Below are 22,306 nucleotides of genomic sequence, written 5' to 3'. Positions count from 1 at the left end.
TATGAGCCGACTTGTCAGCCCGGACAATTTCACCCGCGCCGAATCGGATGTGTACTTCGCCGGCATCGTGAAGGACGGCGGCTTCGGCGCGCTGCATCACATACGTGAGCTCACGCCGATCGACCATCAGGTGGTCATCCGGCAGAACCGCGACACCATCTACTCGGCGGGCGTCTTCGACCTGGACGCCGGCGATGTGACGATCACCCTGCCCGACAGCTCGGGGCGGTTCATGTCGGCGCAGATCATCAGCGAGGACCACTACACCACCGAGGTCTCCTACGCCCCGGCCACCGTCCTGCTGTCCCGCGACATCGTCGGAACCCGGTACGTGGCGGCGGCCATCCGCACACTCGTCGACCCGAACGACCCGTCGGATCTGACCGCCGTGCACGCGCTGCAGGACGCGATCGAGGTGACCCAACCCGAGCCCGGCAGCTTCGAGGTACCGGATTGGGATCCGGTGACCCACAAGACGGTGCGCGACGCGCTGATCACCTTGTCGACGACATTGACCGACTCGGCCGGGACGTTCGGCGCCGAGGACGAGGTCGACCCGGTGCATCACCTCATCGGCACGGCCTTTGCCTGGGGCGGCAACCCGCCGCGCGACGCGTTCTATCTGACGGTGGTGCCGCCCGCCAACGACGGTGTGGCGGTCCACCGGTTGACCGTGAAAGACGTTCCGGTGGACGGATTCTGGTCGGTCACCGTGTACAACAAGGATGGCTACTTCTCACCGAACCCGCAGAACGCGTATTCGGTGAACAACATCACAGCTGTGCCGGAGGCCGACGGCTCCACGATCATCCAGTTCGGCGGCGACGGCGCGGCCAATCTGCTGCCGGTGACCGACGGCTGGAACTACATCGTCCGGCTGTACCGCCCGCGCCCCGAGGTCCTGGACGGGTCCTGGACGTTCCCGGCGGCCGTGCCGGTCTGACCGCAGCCCCTACGGCACCAGCACGATCGACCCGACCGTCTTGCGGCCCTGCAGGTCGATGTGCGCACGGGCCGCCTCGGCCAGCGGGTAGCGCTCGCTGACGGTGACCGAGATGGACCCGTCGGCGATGGCGCTCAGCAATTCGCCTGCCCGCCAGGCGAATTCGTCGGCAGTTCGGGTGAAGTCGCCGAGCTTCGGCCGGGTCAGGAACACCGAACCGGCCGCGTTGAGGCGTTGCGGATCCACCGCCGGCACCGGGCCGCTGGCCCCGCCGAACAAGGCCAGCGTGCCGCGCACCGCGAGGCTGGCCAGGCTGGCGTCGAAGGTGGACGCGCCGACACCGTCGTACACGGCGGCCACCCCTGCGCCCGCGGTCAGGTCGCGGATCGCGGCGCCGAACTCGGCCGGGTCCTCGGGGTAGTCGAGCACCTCCACCGCGCCGGCCAGCCGGGAGAGTGCCGCCTTCTCCGGTGTCGATGCGGTGGTGATCACCCGGGTGCCGATACTGGTGGCCCACTGGGTGAGGATCAGTCCCACGCCACCTGCCCCGGCGTGCACCAGGATGGTGTCCGACGGCTGTACCGCGTAGACGGACTTGATCAGGTAGTGCGCCGTCATGCCTTTCAGCAGGGCGGAGGCCACCGACTCGGGGGCCACGCCGTCGGGCACGTAGGCCACCCGGTCGCTCTGGGCCACGCAGTAGTCGGCGTAGGCACCCTCGGCGTCGGCGGTCACCACGCGGTCGCCGATCGCCAGTGCCACCACGTCGTCACCGACGGCCGCGACGGTGCCGCACACCTCGGTGCCCACCACGAACGGCACCTCACGCTTGTACAGGCCCGACCGGAAGTAGGTGTCGATGAAGTTCACCCCGATGGCCTCGGCCTTGATCACCACCTGGCCCGGTCCCGCCACCGGCTCGGGCTTCTCGACGTAGGTGAGGACTTCGGGTCCTCCGGTCTCGGCGACTTCGATGGCATGCATGCCCCCTATCATCCACTGGGTGAAGCTGGCCCGCCCCGACGTGTTCCATCCGCGCATCGTCTTCGCGAGTTGCCCGGCGCTGCCCGAAGGCGACAGCGACGACGACGGGCTGGTCACGGCGCTGCGCAACCGTGGCCTGCACGTGCAGTGGAAATCCTGGGACGACCCGGCGACCCTTGAGGCCGACCTCGTGATCCTGCGCGCCGCATGGGATTACGCCGACCGTCTCGACGAGTTCCTGGCCTGGAGCGGGCAGGTGCGCAACCTGCTCAACCCGCCCGGGCTCGTGGCGTGGAGCACCGACAAGCACTACCTGCTGGACCTGCGGGCCGACGGGGTACCGATCGTGCCGACCGGCTACTTCGGCGTGGACGACGACGTCGTCGTGCCCGCCGGCGAGGTCGTCGTCAAACCTGCCGTCGGCGCCGGGTCGGCCGGCGCGCAGCGGTTCACCGACGCGGCCGCGGCGCTGGCGCACGCGAGGTCCCTGCGGGCGCAGGGTCGGGCTGTTCTGGTGCAGCCCTACGACTCGAGGGTCGCCGCGGGGGAGACGGCGCTGGTTTTCCTCAACGGGGAGCCGTCGCACGCGTTCACCAAGGGGCCGATGCTGCCGCCGCCGGGCAATGCGCCGGTGTTCGAGGAGACCGGCACCTTCGCCGCCGAGACGTTGTCCGCGGCCGACCCCGACGAGGCGCTGTGGGATATCGGGCACCATGCGGTGGTGTCGGTCGCACGCCGATTCGGGTTCACCCGGGACGAGTTGCTCTACGCCCGGGTCGACATCATTGGGGGTGCCGACGATCCGCGACTGCTGGAACTGGAACTGGTTGAACCGTCGCTGGGTTTCCGGCAGCTCACCGCCAAGGAGAAGGCGCGCGCCGAACGGGCTTTCGCGGTCGGCGTCGAATCAGCGCTGGAGCGACTGGGGCTCGGCCCGCTCTCGCATCGACGCCCATAGTGCCGCGGTGGCCGCGGTGCACGCCGCCGCGAACGCCACGTGCACGGCGACCAGTGCTGCGGGCACGCCGTTGTAGAACTGCACGGCGCCGATCATTCCCTGGACGGCCACCAGCACCACCAGCACGAGCCAGCGCAGCCGCACCGCGCGCGGCGCCTGCACGGCGAGTAGGCCGAAGCCCAGTCCGATCAGCAGCGCCAGATAGGTCACCAGCAACGACGAGTGCACATGCACCAGCGTGGTGATCTCGACCTCGAGACGGGGCACCACCCGGTCCAGGCTCTTGTCGCCGGCGTGCGGTCCGGCGCCGGTCACCAGCGTGCCGGTCACCAGGATCAGCGACAGGACGATGGCGGACAGAGACGTCAACTGGCGCAACGGTTTCACCACTCGTTCGGTGACCACGCCGGTGTCGGGTTCGCCGATCTTGACGTACAGCAACACCGCCAGCCACACCATGATCATCGACGCCAGCAGGTGGATGGCCACCGTCCACCAGAGCAGTCCGGTCAGCACCGTGATGCCCCCCATCACGGCCTGCGCAACGGTGGAAGCCGGCATCAGCCACGCGTACACCAGCACCTCGCGCCTGCGCCGGGCCCTGATCACCGCCAGTACGACCAGTGCTGCGGTGGCGACCACGCCGAAGGTGAACATCCGGTTGGTGAATTCGACGGCCTGGTGCACGATCGGGACCTCGGCGTGCGGCACCGGCACGAAACTGCCGGGGAAGCACTGCGGCCAGGTGGGGCAGCCGAGCCCCGACGCGGTCACCCGGACGACGGCGCCGGTCACCGAGATACCGCCTTGGGTCACGATCACCAGAAAAGCGATGATGCGTTGGACCCGCAGGCTGGGCACGGGCAGCTTGTCGAGCACGGCCTGATCGTAGAGCAGTGTTAACTACAAGCCGTAGTAGGGCTGGTCAGCACCAGATCGCGATCCGCCGGCCACGCTCGTCGCGTTGGGGCGGATCGGGCACGCAGTAGGCCCGGCCCGCGGCGATCCGGGCCGCGCTCCACGACACCGCCGCGGCATCCAAGACATCGTCGGCCGGCACCCGGGCGGCGGCCCCGAGGTCTTCTGGCACGTCGATGCCGTTGGCGGCGAGTATCCGCAGCCGGGCCCGCTGGCCGCGCCACGATTTCTTCGTCCCGTCCTCGAAGACGAGGCCCATCTGCCGGAACGACAGCTCCGGGTGTACCTCCCAGAGCGGCGCGCCACCCTCGTCGTAGAGGGCGTTGGCGTCGAGCAGCTTGGCTTTCAGCCCCCAGGACTGGATGCTCATGCCCTTGCCCATCAGCCGCCGACTCAGCGCGCTGGCCGCGGCGTGGTCGGGCGCATCCCAGCACGGTCGGGGAGCGATCTCGAAGATGGTGGAGCGCCGCCTGCCGAGCAGGGCGCGGGCGGCCACATCGGTGCCGCGAGTCCCGGAGTCCATCAGTCCCAACGGGATGTCCACCCCGATCGCCGCGGCGTCGCCGATGTCGCGGACCACGTCGGCCAGCCGTTCGGCGACGTGGGCTCCCGCGTAGGCGCCGTCGTTCAGCACCACGGCGACCCAGCCGCCGCGGCAGGCGTCGATACCGGCGACTCGGGTCACGGCACGCTCAGGTGAAGCGGAACCAGCGCAGCGCGCACAGCGCGGCCACGGCGCCCCAGACGGCCAGCACGATCACGCCGAACCAGTCGACCGACAGCGTCATGGCCTGGGTCAGCGACTCGGTCAGCGCGCCCGACGGGGTGAGGCGGGCGATCCACGCCACGGTGTGGGGGACCAGTCCGCCTTCCAAGGTCAGGGCGCCCAGCCCGGCGAACACGAACCACATCAGGTTGCCCACCGCCAACACGATCTCGGCCTTGAGGGTGCCGCCCAGCAGGAGGCCCAGCGCGGCGAACGACGCGGTGCCCAGCGCGATGACGACGGCGCCGAGCAGCAGGCCCAGCACCGCGGGACGCCAGCCCAGCGCAATGCCGATGGCACCCAACAGGATCGACTGCAGGAACACCACGGTCACGACGGCCAGCGATTTGCCCGCGATGATGCCCCACACAGGAAGGGCGGTCGCCCCAAGGCGTTTCAGGGCGCCATAGCGGCGGTCGAACGCCACCGCGATGGCCTGGCCGGTGAATGCGGTAGAGATGACGGCCAACGCCATGATGGCGGGCGTGAAGGTGCCCGCCCGGTCGGGCCCGAACGAGCCCAGTGGCATGAGGGTCAGCCCGATCAGCAGTGTGATGGGGATGAACATGGTCAGCAGCAGCTGTTCACCGTTGCGCAGCAGCAGCTTGAGCTCGAGCCCGTACTGGGCCGACAGCATCTGGCGCACGCCGGCAGGGCTTGGGTCCGGCGCGAATGTGCCCGGGGCGAAACGATTTTCGGTCACGACCTCAGCTCCCGCCCGGTCAGGTCGAGGAACACGTCCTCAAGGCTGCGTTGCTCGACGCGCATGTCGGTGGCCAGCACGTTGACGCGGGCGCACCAGGCGGTGACGGTCGCCAGCACCTGCGGATCGATGTGCCCTTCCACCAGGTACTCGCCCGGGGCGGCTTCCGAACTGCGGTACGTCTCGGGCAGCGCGGCCACCAACAGCGTCAGGTCCAGTTTCGGCGGCGCGCTGAAGCGCAGCTGATTCTCGGCGCCGTTGCGGGTCAGTTCGGCGGGGGTGCCGGCCGCGACCGTCTTGCCGTGATCGATGATCACCAGCCGGTCGGCCAGTTCCTCGGCCTCGGACAGATGATGTGTGGTCAGGACGACGGTTACCCCGTCGCGGCGCAGGGCGTCGATGAGCTCCCAGACCACGATGCGGGCGTGTGCGTCCATGCCGGCGGTCGGTTCGTCGAGGAACACCAGTTCGGGTCGGCCGACGACGGCGCAGGCCAGCGCCAAGCGCTGCTGCTGACCGCCGGACAGTCGGCGATAGGTGGTGCGGGCTGCTTCGGTGAGGCCGAGGGTGTCCATCAGCCACTGCGGGTCCAATGGATTGGCGGCGTAGGAGGCGACGAGGTTGAGCATCTCGTCGGCCCGGGCGGCCGGATAACCGCCACCGCCCTGCAGCATCACCCCGATGCGCTCGCGCACCCGGCTGTTCTCGGCGGCGGGGTCCAGCCCGAGGATCTCGATGCTGCCCTCGTCGGGCCGCAGGAACCCTTCGCACATCTCGACCGTCGTGGTCTTGCCCGCGCCGTTGGGACCCAGCAGCGCCAGCACCTCGGACTGCTGAACATCGAGGTCGAGCCCGGAGACCGCGGTGGTCGACCCATACCGTTTGGTCACCCCGCGCAGGCGCACGGGTGGGGACGAGGCGGTGGTCACGGGGATTCAGCGTAAGCGCCCGCCCTGACAACACCTTCGGCGGGCAGCGCCCGCCACGGCAGGCGCCGCCAGGTCAGAACGAAGAGCACCAGCATGATGACGGCACTGGCCAGGACCGCGTCGACGATCTGGAACAGGGCGAACCGATCGCCGTTGGCGGTGGGGCCCAAGATGCCGACCACCAGCGTCAGCGCGATGGTGGTGCCGCGGAATCCCGGCCGGGTCGCCCAGGTGGCCAGCGGGATGATCGCCCACAACAGGTACCAGGGCTGTACCACCGGGAACAGCAAGACGGTGGCGCCCAACGCCACGCCGAGCCCGCCCACGGGATTCAGCCGGCCCCGGAACACGGCCAGCAACAGCCAGGTCACCAGGATCGCGATGATGACGACGCCGATGCCACGGGTCAGACCGAGCACCGCGGTGGTGTGATCACCGAGCCCGAGCAGGATGCCGACCTGCCCGGTGCCCAGGGCGATCAGCGTCGGCGGCGACAGCCACGACCGCACGACGTTCGCGGTACCGAGGGTGGACAGCCAGCCGAAGCCCAGGCCGCTGGCCCAGCCGATCACCGCCATGACGACCAGGGAGATCGCGCCGAGGGAGAAGCCGGCCACCAGGAAGGCCTTGATCGTGCCGCCCCAGCGCCACGCCAGGGCCATCGCGACGAAGCCGATGGCCAACAGCGACGGGAGCTTCACCTGGGATGACAGCGCGATCAGCACGGTGCCGAAGACCAGCAGGCCCAACGGTCTGGGCTCCAGACGCCAGCTGCCGGCGCGAACCCCGTCGATACCGCGCAGCGCGAACTCGGTGCCGGCGAGCATCAGGCCCAGCATCGGCGCCTCGTTGTGGATGCCCGCGACCAGGTGCATGAACAGCAGCGGATTGCACGGTCCCAGCCACAGCGCGCTCACCTCGGCGACTCCGCAGCGCCGGGCCAGCCGGGGGGTGGCCCAGACGATGAGGCCGACGCCGACGAGCACCACGAGCCGGTGGCACAGCACCGCGGCGACGATGTTCTCACCGGTCACCGTCGAGATGCCGCGACCGATCCACAGGAACAACGGACCGTACGGAGCGGGCGTCTCCCGCCAGATGGTGGGCACCGACAGGGTGAAGACGTGGTCCAGGCCGAGGCCCGGGGCGGGACCGACCTTGTACGGATCCAGCCCGATCCGGGCGATCTGGCTCTGTGCCAGATAGGAGTAGACATCGCGGCTGTACATCGGGGGAGCGATGAGCAGCGGCAGCGCCCACAACAGCAGGGTGCGGTCCAGCTGGCTGCGCGACATCCGCCGCGGGCCCAGGGCGAAGCGGCCCAGCATCAGCCAGGCCACCGCCATCACCACCGCGCCGGTGGTCGTCATGGTGAGTGACACCGTCTGGATGCGGGACGGGAGGTTGAGCAGCCGCACCCCGAAGGTCGGATCCTGCACGACGGGCCGGGCGCCTGCGCCGAGCGCGCCGATGGCCATGAGTACGGTGCCGGTCGCGCCGAATACCCTGGTACGGCGCAGCGAGGCGACCTCGGCGTCGTTGAGCGGGGAGCCGACGGTCCTCTCGTCGGCATGCCATCGGGCGACCGCCGAGCTGAAGGACCCGAGCACGGTCATCAGAGCAGCGTAGACGGTGGCCGAGTGAGCTCCTGCACAGTTAGGGTGCCCTTGCTGGAACCGCAGGTCGAATTCGGACACAATGGTGTTGTGAAATTAAACCCGGAGGTCTCTGGCGTGGCTGCGGCCCCGTCCGTGCCCGCCGGGTCCAGCGGTCTTTCCGAAGGTCACACGCCCGAAGGTCACACGCGGCGGGCCATCGTGCAACTGTTGCTGGAGGGTCCCGTCACCGCCGGTGACATCGGCGAACGGCTGGGAATCTCCGCGGCAGGCATCCGCCGCCACCTCGACGCTCTGGTCGACGCGGGGGACGCGCAGGCCAGCGCCGCCGAGGCGTGGCAGCACAACGGTCGCGGCCGGCCCGCCAAGCGGTACCGGATCACCGCCGGGGGACGCGCCAAGCTCGATCACGCCTATGACGATCTGGCCGCCGCGGCCATGCGGCAGCTGCGTGAGATCGGCGGTGACGAGGCGGTGCAGACCTTCGCCCGTCGCCGCATCGACGGCATCCTGGCCGAGGCCGTGAACGGTCCCGCCACCGATGACGTGCTTGAGACGGCCGACCGCGTGGCCTCCGCACTGACCAAGGCCGGCTACCGGACCACCACCACGCCGGTGGCCGGGCCGCTGTCGGGTGTGCAGATATGCCAGCATCATTGCCCGGTCTCCCATGTCGCCGAGGAGTTCCCCGAACTCTGCGAGGCCGAACGGCAGGCGTTCGCCGAGATCCTCGGCACGCACGTCCAACGGCTGGCCACCATCGTCAACGGTGACTGCGCCTGTACCACCCACGTTCCGTTGGGGCCCGACAAGCCCGCCCATGTTCGGCCCGCAGCCCGCGCCGAATCCACCACCACACAAGGAGTGTCGCGATGACCCTCACCCCGGAACAGCTCACCCAGGAGGAGACCATTGCCTCCCTGGGCAAGTACGGCTACGGCTGGTCGGACACCGACACCGCCGGCGCCAGCGCCCAGCGCGGTCTGTCCGAGGCTGTCGTGCGCGACATCTCGGCGAAGAAGAGCGAGCCGGAGTGGATGCTGGACGTCCGGCTGAAGGCGCTGCGCACCTTCGACAAGAAGCCGATGCCGAACTGGGGCTCCAACCTCGACGGCATCTTCTTCGACAACATCAAGTACTTCGTGCGCTCCAGCGAGAAGCAGGCCGCCACGTGGGACGACCTGCCCGCCGACATCAAGAACACCTATGACCGGCTGGGCATCCCGGAGGCGGAGAAGCAGCGTCTGGTCTCGGGCGTCGCCGCGCAGTACGAGTCGGAGGTCGTCTACCACTCGATCCGTGAGGATCTCGAGGCCCAGGGCGTCATCTTCCTGGACACCGACTCCGGCCTGCGCGAGCATCCGGAACTGTTCAAGCAGTACTTCGGCACCGTGATCCCGGCCGGCGACAACAAGTTCTCGGCGCTGAACACCGCGGTGTGGTCGGGTGGATCGTTCATCTACGTCCCGCCGGGCGTGCACGTCGACATCCCGCTGCAGGCCTACTTCCGGATCAACACCGAGAACATGGGCCAGTTCGAGCGCACCCTGATCATCGCCGACGAGGGCTCCTACGTGCATTACGTCGAGGGCTGCACCGCGCCGATCTACAAGAGCGACTCGCTGCACTCCGCCGTCGTCGAGATCGTCGTGAAACCCGGTGCGCGCGTGCGGTACACGACCATCCAGAACTGGTCGAACAACGTCTACAACCTGGTCACCAAGCGGGCCAGGGCCGAGGCGGGCGCCACCATGGAATGGGTCGACGGCAACATCGGCTCGAAGGTCACCATGAAGTACCCGGCCGTGTGGATGACCGGTGAGCACGCCAAGGGCGAGGTGCTCTCGGTGGCATTCGCCGGCGAGGGCCAGCACCAGGACACCGGCGCCAAGATGCTGCACCTGGCGCCGCACACGTCGAGCAACATCGTGTCCAAGTCCGTCGCCCGTGGCGGTGGCCGCACGTCCTACCGTGGCCTGATCCAGGTGAACAAGGGCGCCTACGGCTCCAAGTCGAGCGTGAAATGTGATGCGCTGCTGGTCGATACGATCAGCCGCAGCGACACCTACCCGTATGTCGATATCCGCGAGGACGACGTCACGATGGGCCATGAGGCCACCGTGTCGAAGGTCAGCGAAGATCAGCTGTTCTACCTGATGAGCCGCGGCCTGACCGAGGACGAGGCGATGGCCATGGTGGTGCGCGGCTTCGTCGAGCCCATCGCCAAGGAGCTCCCGATGGAGTACGCCCTGGAACTCAACCGGCTCATCGAACTGCAGATGGAAGGTGCGGTGGGATGACCGGGGTCGCATTGGACGCCAACAAGGGCCAGGCGTTCACGTCGTTCGACGTCGACGCCTTCGAGGTGCCCGCGGGCCGCGACGAGATCTGGCGCTTCACCCCGCTGAAGCGACTGCGCGGCCTGCACAACGGCTCCGCACCTGCCACCGGCAGCGCGCTGATCGAGGTCTCCGAGCGGGCCGGCGTCACCGTCGAGACGGCGCAGCGCGGCGACGAGCGGCTCGGCCAGGCCGGTGTGCCGGCCGACCGCGTTGCCGCGCAGGCCTTCTCGTCGTTCTCCCAGGCCACCGTCGTCACGGTGGCGCGCAACACCGTCGTGGACGAGCCGATCGAGATCACCGTCAGCGGACCGGGCGAGGGCTCGACCGCCTACGGGCATCTACAGATCCGGGTCGAGGAACTTTCCGAGGCGGTGGTGGTCATCGACCATCGCGGCAGCGGAACCTATGCCGACAACGTCGAATTCGTGCTCGGCGACGCATCCCACCTCAAGGTCGTCTCCATCGCCGACTGGGCCGACGACGCGGTGCACGTCTCCATGCATCACGCGTCGCTGGGCAAGGACGCGGTGTTCCGGCACTTCAACGTGACGCTCGGCGCCGAGGTTGCGCGACTGACCGGGCGGGTGCAGTTCCGCGCTCCCGGGGGCGACGCCGAGCTGCTCGGGCTGTACTTCGCCGACGACGGTCAGCACTTCGAATCCCGGCTGCTGGTCGATCACTCCCAGCCCAGCTGTCGTTCGCACGTCACGTACAAGGGTGCGCTGCAGGGGGATACGTCCACCGACAAGCCCGACACCCACACCGTCTGGATCGGCGACGTGCTGATCCGTGCCGAGGCCACCGGCACCGACACCTACGAGGTCAACCGCAACCTGGTGCTCACCGACGGCGCCCGCGCCGACTCGGTGCCCAACCTGGAGATCGAGACCGGCGAGATCGTCGGCGCCGGACACGCCAGTGCCACCGGACGTTTCGACGACGAGCAGCTGTTCTACCTGCGTGCCCGCGGTATCCCCGAGGACCAGGCCCGCCGACTGGTGGTGCGCGGCTTCTTCGGGGAACTGATCAGCAAGATCTCCGTGCCCGCGGTCCGCGACCGCCTCACCGCAGCCATCGAACACGAACTTGAACTGACTGAAGGACATATCCACTCATGACCACACTCGTTATCAAGGATCTGCATGTCAGCGTCGTCTCGAAAGAAGACGGCACGGACATCCCGATCCTCAAGGGTGTCAACCTGACCGTGCGCTCGGGCGAGACGCACGCGGTGATGGGCCCCAACGGATCCGGCAAATCGACGCTGTCCTACGCCATCGCCGGACACCCCAAGTACACCGTCACGTCGGGGTCGATCACCCTGGACGGCCAGGACGTGCTGGAGATGTCCATCGACGAGCGGGCCCGCGCCGGGCTGTTCCTTGCCATGCAGTACCCGGTCGAGGTGCCCGGGGTGTCGATGTCGAACTTCCTGCGCACCGCGGCCACTGCTGTTCGAGGCGAAGCGCCCAAGCTGCGGCACTGGGTCAAAGAGGTCAAGTCCGCGATGACCGACCTCGACATCGACCCCGCGTTCGGCGAGCGCAGCGTCAACGAAGGCTTCTCCGGCGGTGAGAAGAAGCGTCACGAGATCCTGCAGCTCGGTCTGCTCAAGCCGAAGATCGCCATCCTCGACGAGACGGACTCCGGCCTCGACGTCGACGCGCTGCGCATCGTCAGCGAGGGCGTGAACCGCTACAAAGAGACCGAAGACGGCGGCGTCCTGCTGATCACGCACTACACCCGCATCCTGCGCTACATCCAGCCGCAGTTCGTGCACGTGTTCTTCGACGGTCGGATCGTCACCTCCGGTGGTCCGGAGCTGGCCGACGAGCTCGAAGAGAACGGCTACGAGCGCTTCACCCAGGCCTCCGATCAGGCACACGCCGGGGCTTAGCGATGACCGCGTCAGTCGATCTGGACATCACCAGGATCAGGTCTGACTTCCCGATCCTGAGCCGGGTGATGCGCGGCGGAAACCAGTTGGCGTATCTGGATTCCGGTGCCACCTCCCAGAAGCCACTGCAGGTGCTCGACGCCGAACGCGACTTCTTGACCACCTCCAACGGCGCGGTGCACCGCGGTGCACACCAGTTGATGGAGGAGTCGACCGACGCCTACGAACAGGGTCGCGCCGACATCGCGTCGTTCGTCGGTGCCGCCGACGACGAGCTGGTGTTCACCAAGAACGCCACCGAGTCGCTGAATCTGGTGTCCTACGCCCTGGGCGACGGCCGGTTCGAGAATGCCGTCGGTCCGGGGGACGTGATCGTAACCACCGAACTGGAGCACCATGCCAACCTGATCCCGTGGCAGGAGCTGGCCCGGCGCACCGGGGCGACCCTGCGCTGGTATGGCGTGACCGATGACGGGCGCATCGACCTGGATTCGCTGGAGCTGGACGAGCGCGTCAAAGTCGTTGCCTTCAGCCATCATTCGAATGTCACCGGCGCAGTGGCCCCGGTGGCCGAGTTGGTCGCGCGGGCCAAGGCCGTCGGAGCGCTGACGGTGCTGGACGCCTGCCAGTCGGTGCCGCATCAGCCGGTGGATTTCCCCGCCCTCGACGTCGACTTCGCGGCCTTCTCGGGGCACAAGATGTTGGGGCCCACGGGTATCGGCGTGCTCTACGGCCGGCGGGCGCTGCTCGGCGCGCTGCCGCCGTTCCTCACCGGCGGGTCCATGATCGAGACCGTCACCATGGAGGCCACCACCTACGCGCCGGCGCCGCAGCGGTTCGAGGCCGGTACGCCGATGACCTCCCAGGTGGTCGGATTGGCAGCCGCCGCACGGTATCTGAACGCACTCGGGATGCCCGCGGTGCAGGCGCACGAGAACGAGTTGGTGGCGGCTACCCTCGCCGGTCTGGCCACCGTGCCCGGGGTGCGCATCGTGGGGCCGCTGTCCGTGGAGCACCGGGGGTCGCCGGTCAGCTTCGTCGTCGACGGGGTGCACGCCCACGACGTGGGCCAGGTGCTCGACGACGAGGGCGTCGCCGTGCGGGTCGGCCATCACTGCGCGTGGCCGCTGCACCGCCGGTTCGGCATTGCCGCGACCGCGCGGGCGTCGTTCGCGGTGTACAACACCCTCGACGAAGTCGACCGTCTGGTGGCGGGGGTCAAGCGGGCGGTGGAGTTCTTTTCGTGAGAATGGAACAGATGTACCAGGAAGTCATCCTGGACCACTACAAGCACCCGCATCACCGTGGCCTGCGGGAGCCGTTCGGCGCACAGGTTCACCACGTCAACCCGACGTGTGGTGACGAGGTCACGTTGCGGGTGGCACTGTCCGGCGACGGCGAGACCGTGGACGACATCTCCTATGACGGCCAGGGCTGTTCGATCAGCCAGGCCGCGACGTCGGTGCTGACCGACCAGGTGATCGGCCAGACCGTCGGCGACGCGCTCAAGACGGTGGCCGCGTTCACCGAGATGATTTCCTCCCGCGGCAATGTCGAGGGGGACGAGGATGTACTGGGCGACGGCATCGCGTTCGCGGGCGTGTCCAAGTACCCGGCGCGGGTGAAATGCGCGTTGCTGGGCTGGATGGCTTTCAAAGATGCGCTTGCCCAGGCGAGCCATGATGTTGAGGAGAAACGATGAGTGAAGCGCAGAGCGAGGAACTGTTGTTGGCCGACGTCGAGGAGGCCATGCGCGACGTGGTCGATCCGGAGCTCGGTATCAACGTGGTGGACCTCGGCCTGGTGTACGGGCTGAACCTCGAAGAGGGCGAGGCCGGCAAGGTGGCGCTCATCGACATGACGCTGACGTCGGCGGCCTGCCCGCTGACCGATGTGATCGAGGACCAGACCCGCAACGCGCTCATCGGTGCCGGCCTGGTCAACGACATCAAGCTGAACTGGGTGTGGAACCCGCCGTGGGGCCCGGACAAGATCACCGATGACGGCCGCGAGCAGCTGCGCGCGCTGGGCTTCACCGTCTAGGACTGTCCCCGATTTCCCTCCTGAGCCTCCGCCGGCAACGGCGGAGGCTCGTTTTGGCGCGTCTCGACGCGACCGTCAGTGCTTCCACACCTTGATTTGTCTTGTTGGTCAATTTGCGCTCGGCCGCTCCGCGGGCCGTGTATAGATAAGCGACAGATTGTCCACGAACCTGCATGGGAGCCGAGCCATTGTTTGCTGTCGTCTGAAGACCGCGTAACGACCCGATCGGTGTTCGACGCGGCTTCGTGTCGGACCCGCGGCATTCGCGGTCGGTGCCGGCGCGTGACACTCGCCGCGGGCCCGCGCGCTATTTACATCTTCGAAACAAAGCCGTTGCACACCAACGTGATTCGATGTGCCCGAACATGAGCCGGATGCGGCGTCGGAGTCGAGTCCGTGTGCGGTGCCGGCGACGGCGGCGGATGTCATCCGATCGGATGACATCGACTGTCCGCTCAAGATACAACAAACGATTATTTGCCAGTCTTGTGACGTCGCGACACGGCGGGTCGGGTTAGCATCCCGAATACGCCCCCCGGACTGCCCGGTAGCGGCGCCGGCCCGAACGCGGTCGGCTCAGGATCGGTCGGAAGGGAAACCGGGTGGTCATCGAACCAAGAGACGTTGGACATGCGGTTGCTTCGCCCACCCGAGAGGCGCCATCCGAACGCCCGGCACCGCAGGCCGGCACGAAGGTGCCGAGCGGTTTCCGTCCAGATATCGAGGGGCTGCGGGCCGTTGCCGTCTTGGCGGTAGTCCTGTTCCACGCCGGCATCCCCGGGGTCCGAGGCGGCTTCGTCGGGGTCGACGTCTTCTTCGTCATCTCGGGATTCCTGATCTCCGGGGTGCTCTGGCGCGAGGTCGGAAAATCCGGGACCGTCAGCCTGCGTCGTTTCTGGGGCGCCCGCGCTCGCCGACTGCTGCCGGCCTCTGCCTTGGTGGGTGTCGTCACCATGGTCGCTTCGGTCTTCATCCTGTCGCCCCTGCAGGTGAAGACCGTCTCCGTGGATGCGATCACCAGCGCGCTCTATGTGAGCAACTACTGGTTCATCTTCTCCGGCGTCAACTACTTCGGCAAAGACAGCCTAACCACCCCGACGCCGTTTCAGCACTACTGGTCCCTCGGCGTGGAGGAACAGTTCTACCTGGTGTGGCCGGTACTGATCATCGCGACGGTCTGGTTCATCCGCCGCGTCCGCCGACGTGCCGACCAGAACGAGTCCACCCCCTCGGCGACGCCGTTCATCGCGGTGCTCGCAGTGGTCGCGGTGATCTCGTTCGCGGCATCGCTGGTGCTGACCTACATCATGCCGCCGGCCGCCTACCTGTCCCTTCCGACCCGCGCCTGGCAATTGGCCGCCGGCGGACTGGTGGCGCTCACCGTCGTGCACTGGCAGCGACTTTCGCGCAGGTCCGCCGCGGCGATCGGGTGGCTGGGACTGGGCATCCTGTTGTTCGCCTGTGTCTGGGTGAAAGGTACCTCCGCCGACTATCCGGGTGTGCTGGCGCTGCTGCCCACGGTCGGCACGGCACTGGTCATCGGAGCCGGGTGCGCGAATGCGGAACGGGGTTGCGGCCGGGTCCTGGGCCTGGCGCCGATGCGGTCGATCGGCCGGATCTCGTACTCGTGGTACCTGTGGCACTGGCCGGTGCTGGTGCTGATCCCGGCATTCCTGGGCCATCCGGTGGGGTTGGGGGTGCGGCTGGCCGCGATGGCACTGTCGGCAGGTCTGGCCGTGCTGACCCTGCGGTATGTCGAGAACCCGTTGCGATTCTCAGACCGCATCCGAACGTCCCCGCGCAACAGCCTGGTCATGGGCGCCGTGGCCACCGCCATCGCGGTCGGTGCGGGAGCCATCACCCTGGTGGGAGCGCCCGCGCCCGTTGGTCCCGGCCCGGCCGCGACGCCGATGGTCATCACCGCGGAGCCGACGCCGCCGGGCCTGCCCGCCGACGTGTACGACGCCTCGGTGCGCAATGTCTTCGCCCAGGTGAACTCCGCGGTCGCGGACTCGGTCGGGATGACCGCGGTGCCGTCGAATCTGTCGCCGCCGCTCACCGGCACCCCCGCCGAGGTCAAGTCGATTCTGGCGAACGGATGCCTGCGCTCGATACCGTTCGACGGCGGCCACCCCAGGTGCATCACCGGTAACGAGTCGTCGCCGACGACGGTCGCGCTGATCGGTGACTCTCACGCGTCGATGTGGCGCCCCGCGTTCCAGCGTGCGGTCGATGAGCGGGACTGGCGGATGTTGCTGATGGCCAAGGCGTCCTGCCCGATCATCGACCTCCCGTTGACCGACCACCTCAACGGCCTGTCGGAGGAGGTGCAACGGTGTTCGCAATGGCGTTCCGGAATCATGGCCAGGCTGCGCGCCGAGCCCCCACAGCTGGTGGTCGTGGCGGCGGTGCGCAGCTACGGACCGGACGGCATCGCGGTGTGGGGCAAAGCCGGATTCGACCCGTTCAACTCGTCCTGGCTCGACGGACTGGGACACCTGGTACGTGAGCTGCGCAGCAACGGGTCGCAGGTGCTGGTGCTGGGGCCGGAGCCGAAGCTCAGCTCGGTCGCGACGAACTGCCTGTCGGCGCACCTGGAGGACGCCAAGGCGTGTGAGGTGGCGTGGCCGTCCGCCAAGAACGCCGGTATCGACGTCGAATCCGCGATCGTCCGCGACAACGGTGGCCACTACGCGAACACCGTCGAGTTGTTCTGCTCCGCCGACCGGTGCCCTCCGGTGGTCGGCAACACCATGGTGTTCTACGACGCGAGCCATCTGACCCGGGAGTACTCCGAGGCCATCGGGCCGGCGATGGGTGCCCTGATAGACCAGGCGCTGGCCCGCGGCTGAGCCGTCGGGTCAGTACCGGGCGCAGTTGCCGGCGATCTGCAGGATCAGCGACGTCTCCTGCTGCACCTCCGGGATGCCCTCCACCGAGGCGATCATCTGGCGGCGCTTGGCCGGCGGCGCCGCGACCAGCTGCCGGATGAAGCCGGTGGCCGGGGTGCCCGCGATGTCCTTGGCGACATCGGGCGCCTGCGCATTGAGCGCCGCCATCACCTGGTCGTAGCTGCATGTGGAGTTCACGATCGCGCTGACATCCGGTGCTGCGACGGCGGATGCCGCGGTGCCCACACCCAGCGTGGCGAGAACCCCCACGACGACAACAGATCGACCGAGACGACGCATGCGCCCGACGGTACGGACGCCGGCTGAGAGAGTGCTGTTTGCGACGGCTCCCGGAATCTGTCCGTCGCCGGTGCTGTTGGATCACGTCATGGCAGATCTCTTCAGTCCGCTGCGCGTGCAGAATCTGACTTTGCGCAACCGCTTCGCCATGGCACCGATGACGCGCCGGGCCTCGCCGGGCGGCGTGCCCGGACCCGACGTCGCCGCGTACTACGCGCGCCGGGCTGCCGGCGGGGTGGGACTGATCATCACCGAAGGCGTGCGCATCCCACATCCGGCCGCGGGCTATCCGCTGAGCATCCCGACCCTCGCCGGGGCCGAGAGCCTGGGCGGCTGGCGGGCGGTCACCGACGCCGTGCACGCCCACGGCGCCGCCATCGCCGCCCAGCTGTGGCATCAGGGCGGCGAGCGTGACGACAGCGACGGTGTCGTCCCCGTCAGCCCGTCCGGTCTGAACAGTGTGGGGCAGGCGCGGGGGATTGCGCTGAACGCCGACGGGCTCGACGCCGTCCGCCACGCCTATGCCACGGCCGCCCGCAATGCGCGGGCCGTCGGGTTCGACGCGGTCGAACTGCATGGGGCGCACGGCTACCTGCTCGACGAATTCCTCTGGGACAAAACAAATGTGCGCGCCGACGCCTACGGTGCTGAGCGCACTCGATTCCCGGCCGAGGTGATCGCGGCGGTCCGTGCGGCCGTCGGGCCGGACTTCCCGATCGTGCTGCGGTTCTCGCAGTGGAAATCCAATGCCTACGACGCACACCTGGCCGACGGACCGGCCGAACTGGAGCGCCTGCTCGCCCCGTTGGTGGACGCCGGTGTGGACGTGCTGCACCCGTCGACCCGCAGGCACTACCTGCCGGCGTTCGAGGGGGAGTCGCTGACGCTGGCAGGCTGGACCAAGAAGCTGACGGGTCTGCCCGTGATCGGGGTGGGATCTGTCGGGCTGGCCACCGAGTTCAAACCCGCAGCGTTGACGAGCGCCCGCATCGAACCGGCGCCGGTGGACCGGCTGCGCGAACTGTTCGACGCCGGAGAGTTCGACGTGATCGCGATCGGCCGTGCGCTGTTGGCCGACCCCGAGTGGGTGAACCGGTTGCGTGACAACACCCTTGGCGAATTCGACGGCTACGACGCGCAAAGCGCACTGGCCCGGCTGCACTGAATATTCCGGTCAACGCCGCGCACGGCGCGGCCGCGGCAGCCAAGATGGTTGTGGAACAACCAGGATCGGGAAAACGTTAGGACAAACGTGGGTACACAAGACATCACCGCAGCCGAATTCAAGGGCATCCTCGACGACAACGAGATCGTCATCGTCGATTTCTGGGCGTCGTGGTGCGGTCCGTGCCGGGCCTTCGCCCCGACGTACGGCGCCTCCGCCGACAAGCATCCCGACGTGGTGCACGCCAAGGTCGACACCGAGGCCGAGCCCGAGCTGGCCCAGGCCGCCGAGATCCAGGCCATCCCGACGCTGTTGGCGTTCAAGAAGGGCCATCAGGTGTTCCGGCAGTCCGGAGCCTTGGGCCCCGCGCAGCTCGACGAGCTGATCACCAAGATCAAGGAGTTCGACGTCGACGCGGCCATAGCGTCGCAATAGCCCTGCCGAGGCCGTCAGCCAGCAGTCCTGAGCGGAGCACGCGCTAGCGTGCACGTGTGACTGAGCAGAGCGAGTTCGTCCTCGTCGATCGACCGCTGCCCGGCGTGGCATTGGTCACCCTGAATCGCCCCGAGCGGATGAACTCGATGGCGTTCGACGTGATGGTGCCGCTGGGGGGCGTGCTCGACGAGTTGCGCGTCGACAACGACGTCCGGGTGATCGTGCTCACGGGGGCGGGTCGCGGATTCTCCTCGGGGGCCGATCACAAGTCGGCCGGGTCGGTGCCGCATGTGGCGGGCCTGACCCGCCCGTCGTTCGCGTTGCGGTCCATGGAAGTGCTCGACGAGGTGATCCTGGCGCTGCGCCGGCTGCACCAGCCGGTGATCGCCGCGGTCAACGGTGCCGCGATCGGAGGGGGCCTGTGCCTGGCCCTGGCCTGCGATATCCGGGTTGCGGCCACCGGGGCGTACTTCCGGGCGGCCGGCATCAACAACGGTCTGACCGCCAGCGAGCTCGGACTGTCCTATCTGCTGCCGCGGGCCATCGGCTCGTCCCGCGCGTTCGACATCATGCTCACGGGGCGCGACGTCGACGCCGCCGAGGCCGAACGGATAGGCCTGGTTTCGCAAGTGGTGGCCGAGGATGAATTGCTGGCATACTGCTACGGCATTGCCCAGCGCATCGCGGCGTTTTCCCGGCCCGGAACCGAGTTGACCAAGCGAACGCTGTGGAGTGGACTGGACGCCGGCAGCCTCGAGGGGCATATGCAGGCCGAAGGGCTGGGCCAGCTGTACGTGCGCCTGCTCACCGCCAACTTCGAGGAAGCGGTCGCCGCGCGCGCCGAGAACCGAGCCCCGGTTTTTACGGACGACAAAGTCTTCACCGACGACAGATAGAGCCATCGAGGAGGTAAGTGCGTGATCACCGCAACGGACCTGGAGGTCCGCGCCGGGGCGCGCACACTGCTGGCCATCGAAGGCCCGGCGCTGCGCATCCAGCCGGGGGACCGCATCGGTCTGGTGGGGCGCAACGGCGCCGGCAAGACCACCACCATGCGCATCCTCGCCGGCGAGGGTGAGCCCTATGCCGGCAAGGTCGAGTCCACCGGCGACGTCGGTTACCTGCCGCAGGATCCCCGCGAGGGCGACCTCGATGTGCTGGCGCGCGACCGGGTGCTCTCGGCCCGCGGGCTGGACACCCTGCTCTCGGATCTGGAGAAGCAGCAGACACTGATGGCCGAGGTGGCCGACGAAGCCGCCATGGACAAGGCCGTGCAACGCTACGGGCAGCTGGAGGAACGCTTCGCCGCCCTGGGCGGCTACGCCGCCGAGAGCGAAGCGGGCCGGATCTGCGCCAGCCTGGGCCTACCCGATCGGGTGCTGACCCAGCCGCTGCGCACCCTCTCCGGTGGCCAGCGCCGCCGGGTCGAACTGGCGCGCATCCTGTTCGCCGCCAGCGACACGGGGTCGGGGTCGGCCACCACCCTGCTGCTCGACGAGCCCACCAACCACCTGGACGCCGACTCGATCGGCTGGCTGCGCAGCTTCCTGCAGAACCACAACGGCGGTCTGGTCGTCATCAGCCACGATGTGGAACTGCTCGGTGACGTGGTGAACCGGGTCTGGTTCCTGGACGCCGTCCGCGGCGAGGCCGACGTCTACAACATGGGCTGGCAGAAGTACCTCGATGCGCGCGCCACCGACGAACAGCGTCGCCGCCGGGAACGTGCCAACGCCGAGAAGAAGGCCGGCGCCCTGCGGGTGCAGGCCGCGAAGATGGGGGCCAAGGCCACCAAAGCCGTTGCCGCGCAGAACATGTTGCGTCGCGCCGAGCGGATGATCTCCGAACTCGATGCCGAGCGGGTGGCCGACAAGGTGGCCCGGATCAAATTCCCCACCCCCGCACCGTGCGGCAAGACACCCCTGGTGGCCAAGGGGCTGACCAAGACCTACGGTTCGCTGGAGATCTTCACCGGTGTCGACCTGGCCATCGACCGTGGTTCCCGCGTCGTGGTGCTCGGGCTCAACGGCGCAGGCAAGACCACGCTGCTGCGTTTGCTGGCCGGTACCGAGGCGGCCGACGCGGGCGGACTGGAACCGGGCCACGGTCTCAAGATCGGCTACTTCGCCCAGGAACACGACACCCTGGAGAACGACGCGACGGTCTGGGAGAACATCCGGCACGCCGCCCCGGACACCGGGGAGCAGGACCTGCGAGGTCTGTTGGGCGCCTTCATGTTCACCGGGCCTCAGCTCGAACAGCCGGCGGGCACCCTGTCCGGTGGTGAGAAGACGCGCCTGGCGCTGGCCGGTCTGGTCGCCTCCACGGCCAACGTGCTGCTGCTCGACGAGCCCACCAACAACCTCGACCCCGCCTCCCGCGAGCAGGTGCTCGACGCGCTGCGCAGTTATCAGGGCGCGGTGGTGCTGGTCACCCACGACCCGGGTGCCGCCGAGGCGCTGGACCCCCAACGCGTCGTGCTGCTGCCGGACGGCACCGAGGACTTCTGGTCGGCCGAGTACCGGGACCTGATCGAACTCGCCTGATATTGCGGCACTTTGCCGAATATTCACACATCAGGTTTGACTGCTTCTTAGGCTGTGTACCCGCGGGATGCATTCGCAGAAGTGGGGAGACGTCTGATGAACGAAAGCAGCCAGTCCCGAGACAAGGTCCTGACCGACCTGCGCACAGCCTACGAACGGGGAGCGAGCATCCGCTCGTTGGTGGCGATCACCGGCCGCTCGTACGGATCCGTGCACAGCATGCTGCGTGAGTCCGGCACCACCATGCGCAGCCGTGGCGGGCCGAACCACCGGCGCGCGATGGGCTGAGTCGCTCAGCCCGGCTGGCGCACCGATTCCTCGACGAGGTCCAGTACCGCGCTGAGGTTTTCGGTGGTGTCGCCGGATGCGAGCCGGGCCACCAGCCCGTCGAGCACCAGATCCAGATAGTTCTGCACCACCGAGCCGGGCACGTCGTCACGCAGCCGGCCGGCCTTCTTCTGCTGTCGCAGCCGTTCGCTGGTCGCGGCCGACAACTCCGCGGAGCGCTCCACCCAACCGGCATGGAAGGCCGGGTCGTTACGCAACTTGCGCGCGATCTCCAGGCGCGTGGCCAGCCAGTCGAACTGCTCGGGTGCCGCGATCATGTCGCGCATCACCTGGATGAGGCCCTCGCGGGAGGCGACGTCGGCCATCCGCTCGGCGTCCTCACGGGCCAGCTCGAAGAACAAGGTGTCCTTGTCGCGGAAGTGGTGGAAGATGGCGCCGCGCGACAGCCCGATGGTGTGTTCGAGCCGCCGCACGGTCGCCTTCTCGTACCCGTATTCCGCAAAGCAGCGCCGGGCACCGTCGAGGATCTGGCGCCGGCGTGCCGTCAGATGATCGTCGGTGACCTTCGGCATCGAAGTGTCC

The 22,306-nt window shown here is 68.2% G+C and carries 23 protein-coding genes; 15 read left to right on the top strand and 8 right to left on the bottom strand.

Features of this window, described 5'->3' with window-relative positions; all coding sequences use genetic code 11:
• The first annotated feature begins 1 nt into the window (after position 1).
• Positions 2-943, top strand: coding sequence for a DUF1254 domain-containing protein (locus AC1DY7_RS02510; RefSeq protein ID WP_477492077.1), 942 nt, complete (start codon positions 2-4; stop codon positions 941-943).
• 9 nt (positions 944-952) lie between these two features.
• On the opposite strand, the gene AC1DY7_RS02505 is transcribed toward AC1DY7_RS02510, so the two are convergent.
• Positions 953-1,927, bottom strand: a complete 975-nt coding sequence (locus tag AC1DY7_RS02505) for a quinone oxidoreductase family protein (RefSeq protein WP_477492076.1) — start codon at positions 1,925-1,927, stop codon at positions 953-955.
• A gap of 19 nt (positions 1,928-1,946) precedes the next feature.
• Between AC1DY7_RS02505 and AC1DY7_RS02500 the strand changes: the two genes are divergently transcribed.
• Positions 1,947-2,885: an ATP-grasp domain-containing protein gene (locus AC1DY7_RS02500; protein WP_477492218.1), complete on the top strand. Its 939-nt coding sequence runs from the start codon at positions 1,947-1,949 to the stop codon at positions 2,883-2,885.
• On the opposite strand, the gene AC1DY7_RS02495 is transcribed toward AC1DY7_RS02500, so the two are convergent.
• The 5 genes from AC1DY7_RS02495 to mptB are packed head-to-tail and all read right to left on the bottom strand — an operon-like array spanning position 2,835 to position 7,817.
• Positions 2,835-3,782: a COX15/CtaA family protein gene (locus AC1DY7_RS02495; protein WP_477492217.1), complete on the bottom strand. Its 948-nt coding sequence runs from the start codon at positions 3,780-3,782 to the stop codon at positions 2,835-2,837. The genes AC1DY7_RS02500 and AC1DY7_RS02495 overlap by 51 nt on opposite strands.
• A 28-nt stretch (positions 3,783-3,810) precedes the next feature.
• Positions 3,811-4,488, bottom strand: a complete 678-nt coding sequence (locus AC1DY7_RS02490; RefSeq protein WP_477492075.1) for a DUF429 domain-containing protein — start codon at positions 4,486-4,488, stop codon at positions 3,811-3,813.
• A gap of 7 nt (positions 4,489-4,495) precedes the next feature.
• Complete coding sequence (locus AC1DY7_RS02485; RefSeq protein WP_477492074.1) at positions 4,496-5,272, bottom strand: ABC transporter permease; 777 nt, start codon at positions 5,270-5,272, stop codon at positions 4,496-4,498.
• Positions 5,269-6,201: an ABC transporter ATP-binding protein gene (locus tag AC1DY7_RS02480; protein ID WP_477492073.1), complete on the bottom strand. Its 933-nt coding sequence runs from the start codon at positions 6,199-6,201 to the stop codon at positions 5,269-5,271. Before AC1DY7_RS02480 ends, AC1DY7_RS02485 begins: the two co-directional genes overlap by 4 nt.
• Positions 6,198-7,817: a polyprenol phosphomannose-dependent alpha 1,6 mannosyltransferase MptB gene (gene mptB / locus AC1DY7_RS02475; protein WP_477492072.1), complete on the bottom strand. Its 1,620-nt coding sequence runs from the start codon at positions 7,815-7,817 to the stop codon at positions 6,198-6,200. Before mptB ends, AC1DY7_RS02480 begins: the two co-directional genes overlap by 4 nt.
• A gap of 24 nt (positions 7,818-7,841) precedes the next feature.
• On the opposite strand from mptB, the gene AC1DY7_RS02470 reads away from it, so the two are divergent.
• The 8 genes from AC1DY7_RS02470 (at position 7,842) to AC1DY7_RS02435 (ending at position 16,951) form a co-directional block, all read left to right on the top strand.
• Positions 7,842-8,693: a helix-turn-helix transcriptional regulator gene (locus AC1DY7_RS02470; protein WP_477492071.1), complete on the top strand. Its 852-nt coding sequence runs from the start codon at positions 7,842-7,844 to the stop codon at positions 8,691-8,693.
• Positions 8,690-10,117, top strand: coding sequence for a Fe-S cluster assembly protein SufB (gene sufB, locus AC1DY7_RS02465; RefSeq protein WP_477492070.1), 1,428 nt, complete (start codon positions 8,690-8,692; stop codon positions 10,115-10,117). The genes AC1DY7_RS02470 and sufB overlap by 4 nt, the downstream gene beginning before the upstream one ends.
• Positions 10,114-11,277, top strand: coding sequence for a Fe-S cluster assembly protein SufD (gene sufD / locus AC1DY7_RS02460; RefSeq protein WP_477492069.1), 1,164 nt, complete (start codon positions 10,114-10,116; stop codon positions 11,275-11,277). Before sufB ends, sufD begins: the two co-directional genes overlap by 4 nt.
• On the top strand, positions 11,274-12,056 hold the full coding sequence (sufC, locus tag AC1DY7_RS02455) for a Fe-S cluster assembly ATPase SufC (RefSeq protein WP_477492068.1): 783 nt from the start codon (positions 11,274-11,276) through the stop codon (positions 12,054-12,056). The genes sufD and sufC overlap by 4 nt, the downstream gene beginning before the upstream one ends.
• Before the next feature lie 2 nt (positions 12,057-12,058).
• Positions 12,059-13,303, top strand: a complete 1,245-nt coding sequence (locus AC1DY7_RS02450) for a cysteine desulfurase (protein ID WP_477492067.1) — start codon at positions 12,059-12,061, stop codon at positions 13,301-13,303.
• Between the two features lie 2 nt (positions 13,304-13,305).
• Complete coding sequence (gene sufU / locus AC1DY7_RS02445) at positions 13,306-13,758, top strand: Fe-S cluster assembly sulfur transfer protein SufU (protein WP_477492216.1); 453 nt, start codon at positions 13,306-13,308, stop codon at positions 13,756-13,758.
• Positions 13,755-14,099: a metal-sulfur cluster assembly factor gene (locus tag AC1DY7_RS02440; protein ID WP_477492066.1), complete on the top strand. Its 345-nt coding sequence runs from the start codon at positions 13,755-13,757 to the stop codon at positions 14,097-14,099. The genes sufU and AC1DY7_RS02440 overlap by 4 nt, the downstream gene beginning before the upstream one ends.
• A 602-nt stretch (positions 14,100-14,701) precedes the next feature.
• Positions 14,702-16,951: an acyltransferase family protein gene (locus AC1DY7_RS02435; RefSeq protein WP_477492065.1), complete on the top strand. Its 2,250-nt coding sequence runs from the start codon at positions 14,702-14,704 to the stop codon at positions 16,949-16,951.
• Positions 16,952-16,960: 9 nt separating this feature from the next.
• Here the strand turns inward: AC1DY7_RS02435 and AC1DY7_RS02430 are convergent, their stop codons facing one another.
• Positions 16,961-17,290 carry a hemophore-related protein gene (locus tag AC1DY7_RS02430; protein ID WP_477492064.1) on the bottom strand — a complete coding sequence of 110 codons (330 nt, stop codon included), beginning with the start codon at positions 17,288-17,290 and terminating at the stop codon, positions 16,961-16,963.
• Positions 17,291-17,378: 88 nt separating this feature from the next.
• On the opposite strand from AC1DY7_RS02430, the gene AC1DY7_RS02425 reads away from it, so the two are divergent.
• The 5 genes from AC1DY7_RS02425 to AC1DY7_RS02405 all read left to right on the top strand — a co-directional run bounded on the left by AC1DY7_RS02425 (position 17,379) and on the right by AC1DY7_RS02405 (position 21,724).
• Positions 17,379-18,455: an oxidoreductase gene (locus AC1DY7_RS02425; RefSeq protein ID WP_477492063.1), complete on the top strand. Its 1,077-nt coding sequence runs from the start codon at positions 17,379-17,381 to the stop codon at positions 18,453-18,455.
• Between the two features lie 87 nt (positions 18,456-18,542).
• Positions 18,543-18,890, top strand: coding sequence for a thioredoxin (gene trxA / locus AC1DY7_RS02420; protein ID WP_477492062.1), 348 nt, complete (start codon positions 18,543-18,545; stop codon positions 18,888-18,890).
• 56 nt (positions 18,891-18,946) lie between these two features.
• Positions 18,947-19,786 carry an enoyl-CoA hydratase gene (locus tag AC1DY7_RS02415; RefSeq protein ID WP_477492061.1) on the top strand — a complete coding sequence of 280 codons (840 nt, stop codon included), beginning with the start codon at positions 18,947-18,949 and terminating at the stop codon, positions 19,784-19,786.
• 21 nt (positions 19,787-19,807) lie between these two features.
• Positions 19,808-21,436, top strand: a complete 1,629-nt coding sequence (locus AC1DY7_RS02410; RefSeq protein WP_477492060.1) for an ABC-F family ATP-binding cassette domain-containing protein — start codon at positions 19,808-19,810, stop codon at positions 21,434-21,436.
• A gap of 96 nt (positions 21,437-21,532) precedes the next feature.
• Complete coding sequence (locus tag AC1DY7_RS02405; RefSeq protein ID WP_477492059.1) at positions 21,533-21,724, top strand: helix-turn-helix domain-containing protein; 192 nt, start codon at positions 21,533-21,535, stop codon at positions 21,722-21,724.
• 5 nt (positions 21,725-21,729) lie between these two features.
• Here AC1DY7_RS02405 and AC1DY7_RS02400 read toward each other — a convergent pair whose 3' ends face one another.
• The gene (locus AC1DY7_RS02400; protein WP_477492058.1) at positions 21,730-22,296 is read right to left on the bottom strand and encodes a TetR/AcrR family transcriptional regulator; all 567 of its coding nucleotides are present in this window, start codon (positions 22,294-22,296) and stop codon (positions 21,730-21,732) included.
• Positions 22,297-22,306: the final 10 nt, after the last annotated feature.

It is taken from the genome of Mycobacterium sp. P2_H7 (assembly GCF_056403275.1).
The sequence above is the reverse complement of the archived record's forward strand: the minus strand, read 5'-3'. Positions and strand labels throughout refer to the sequence as shown.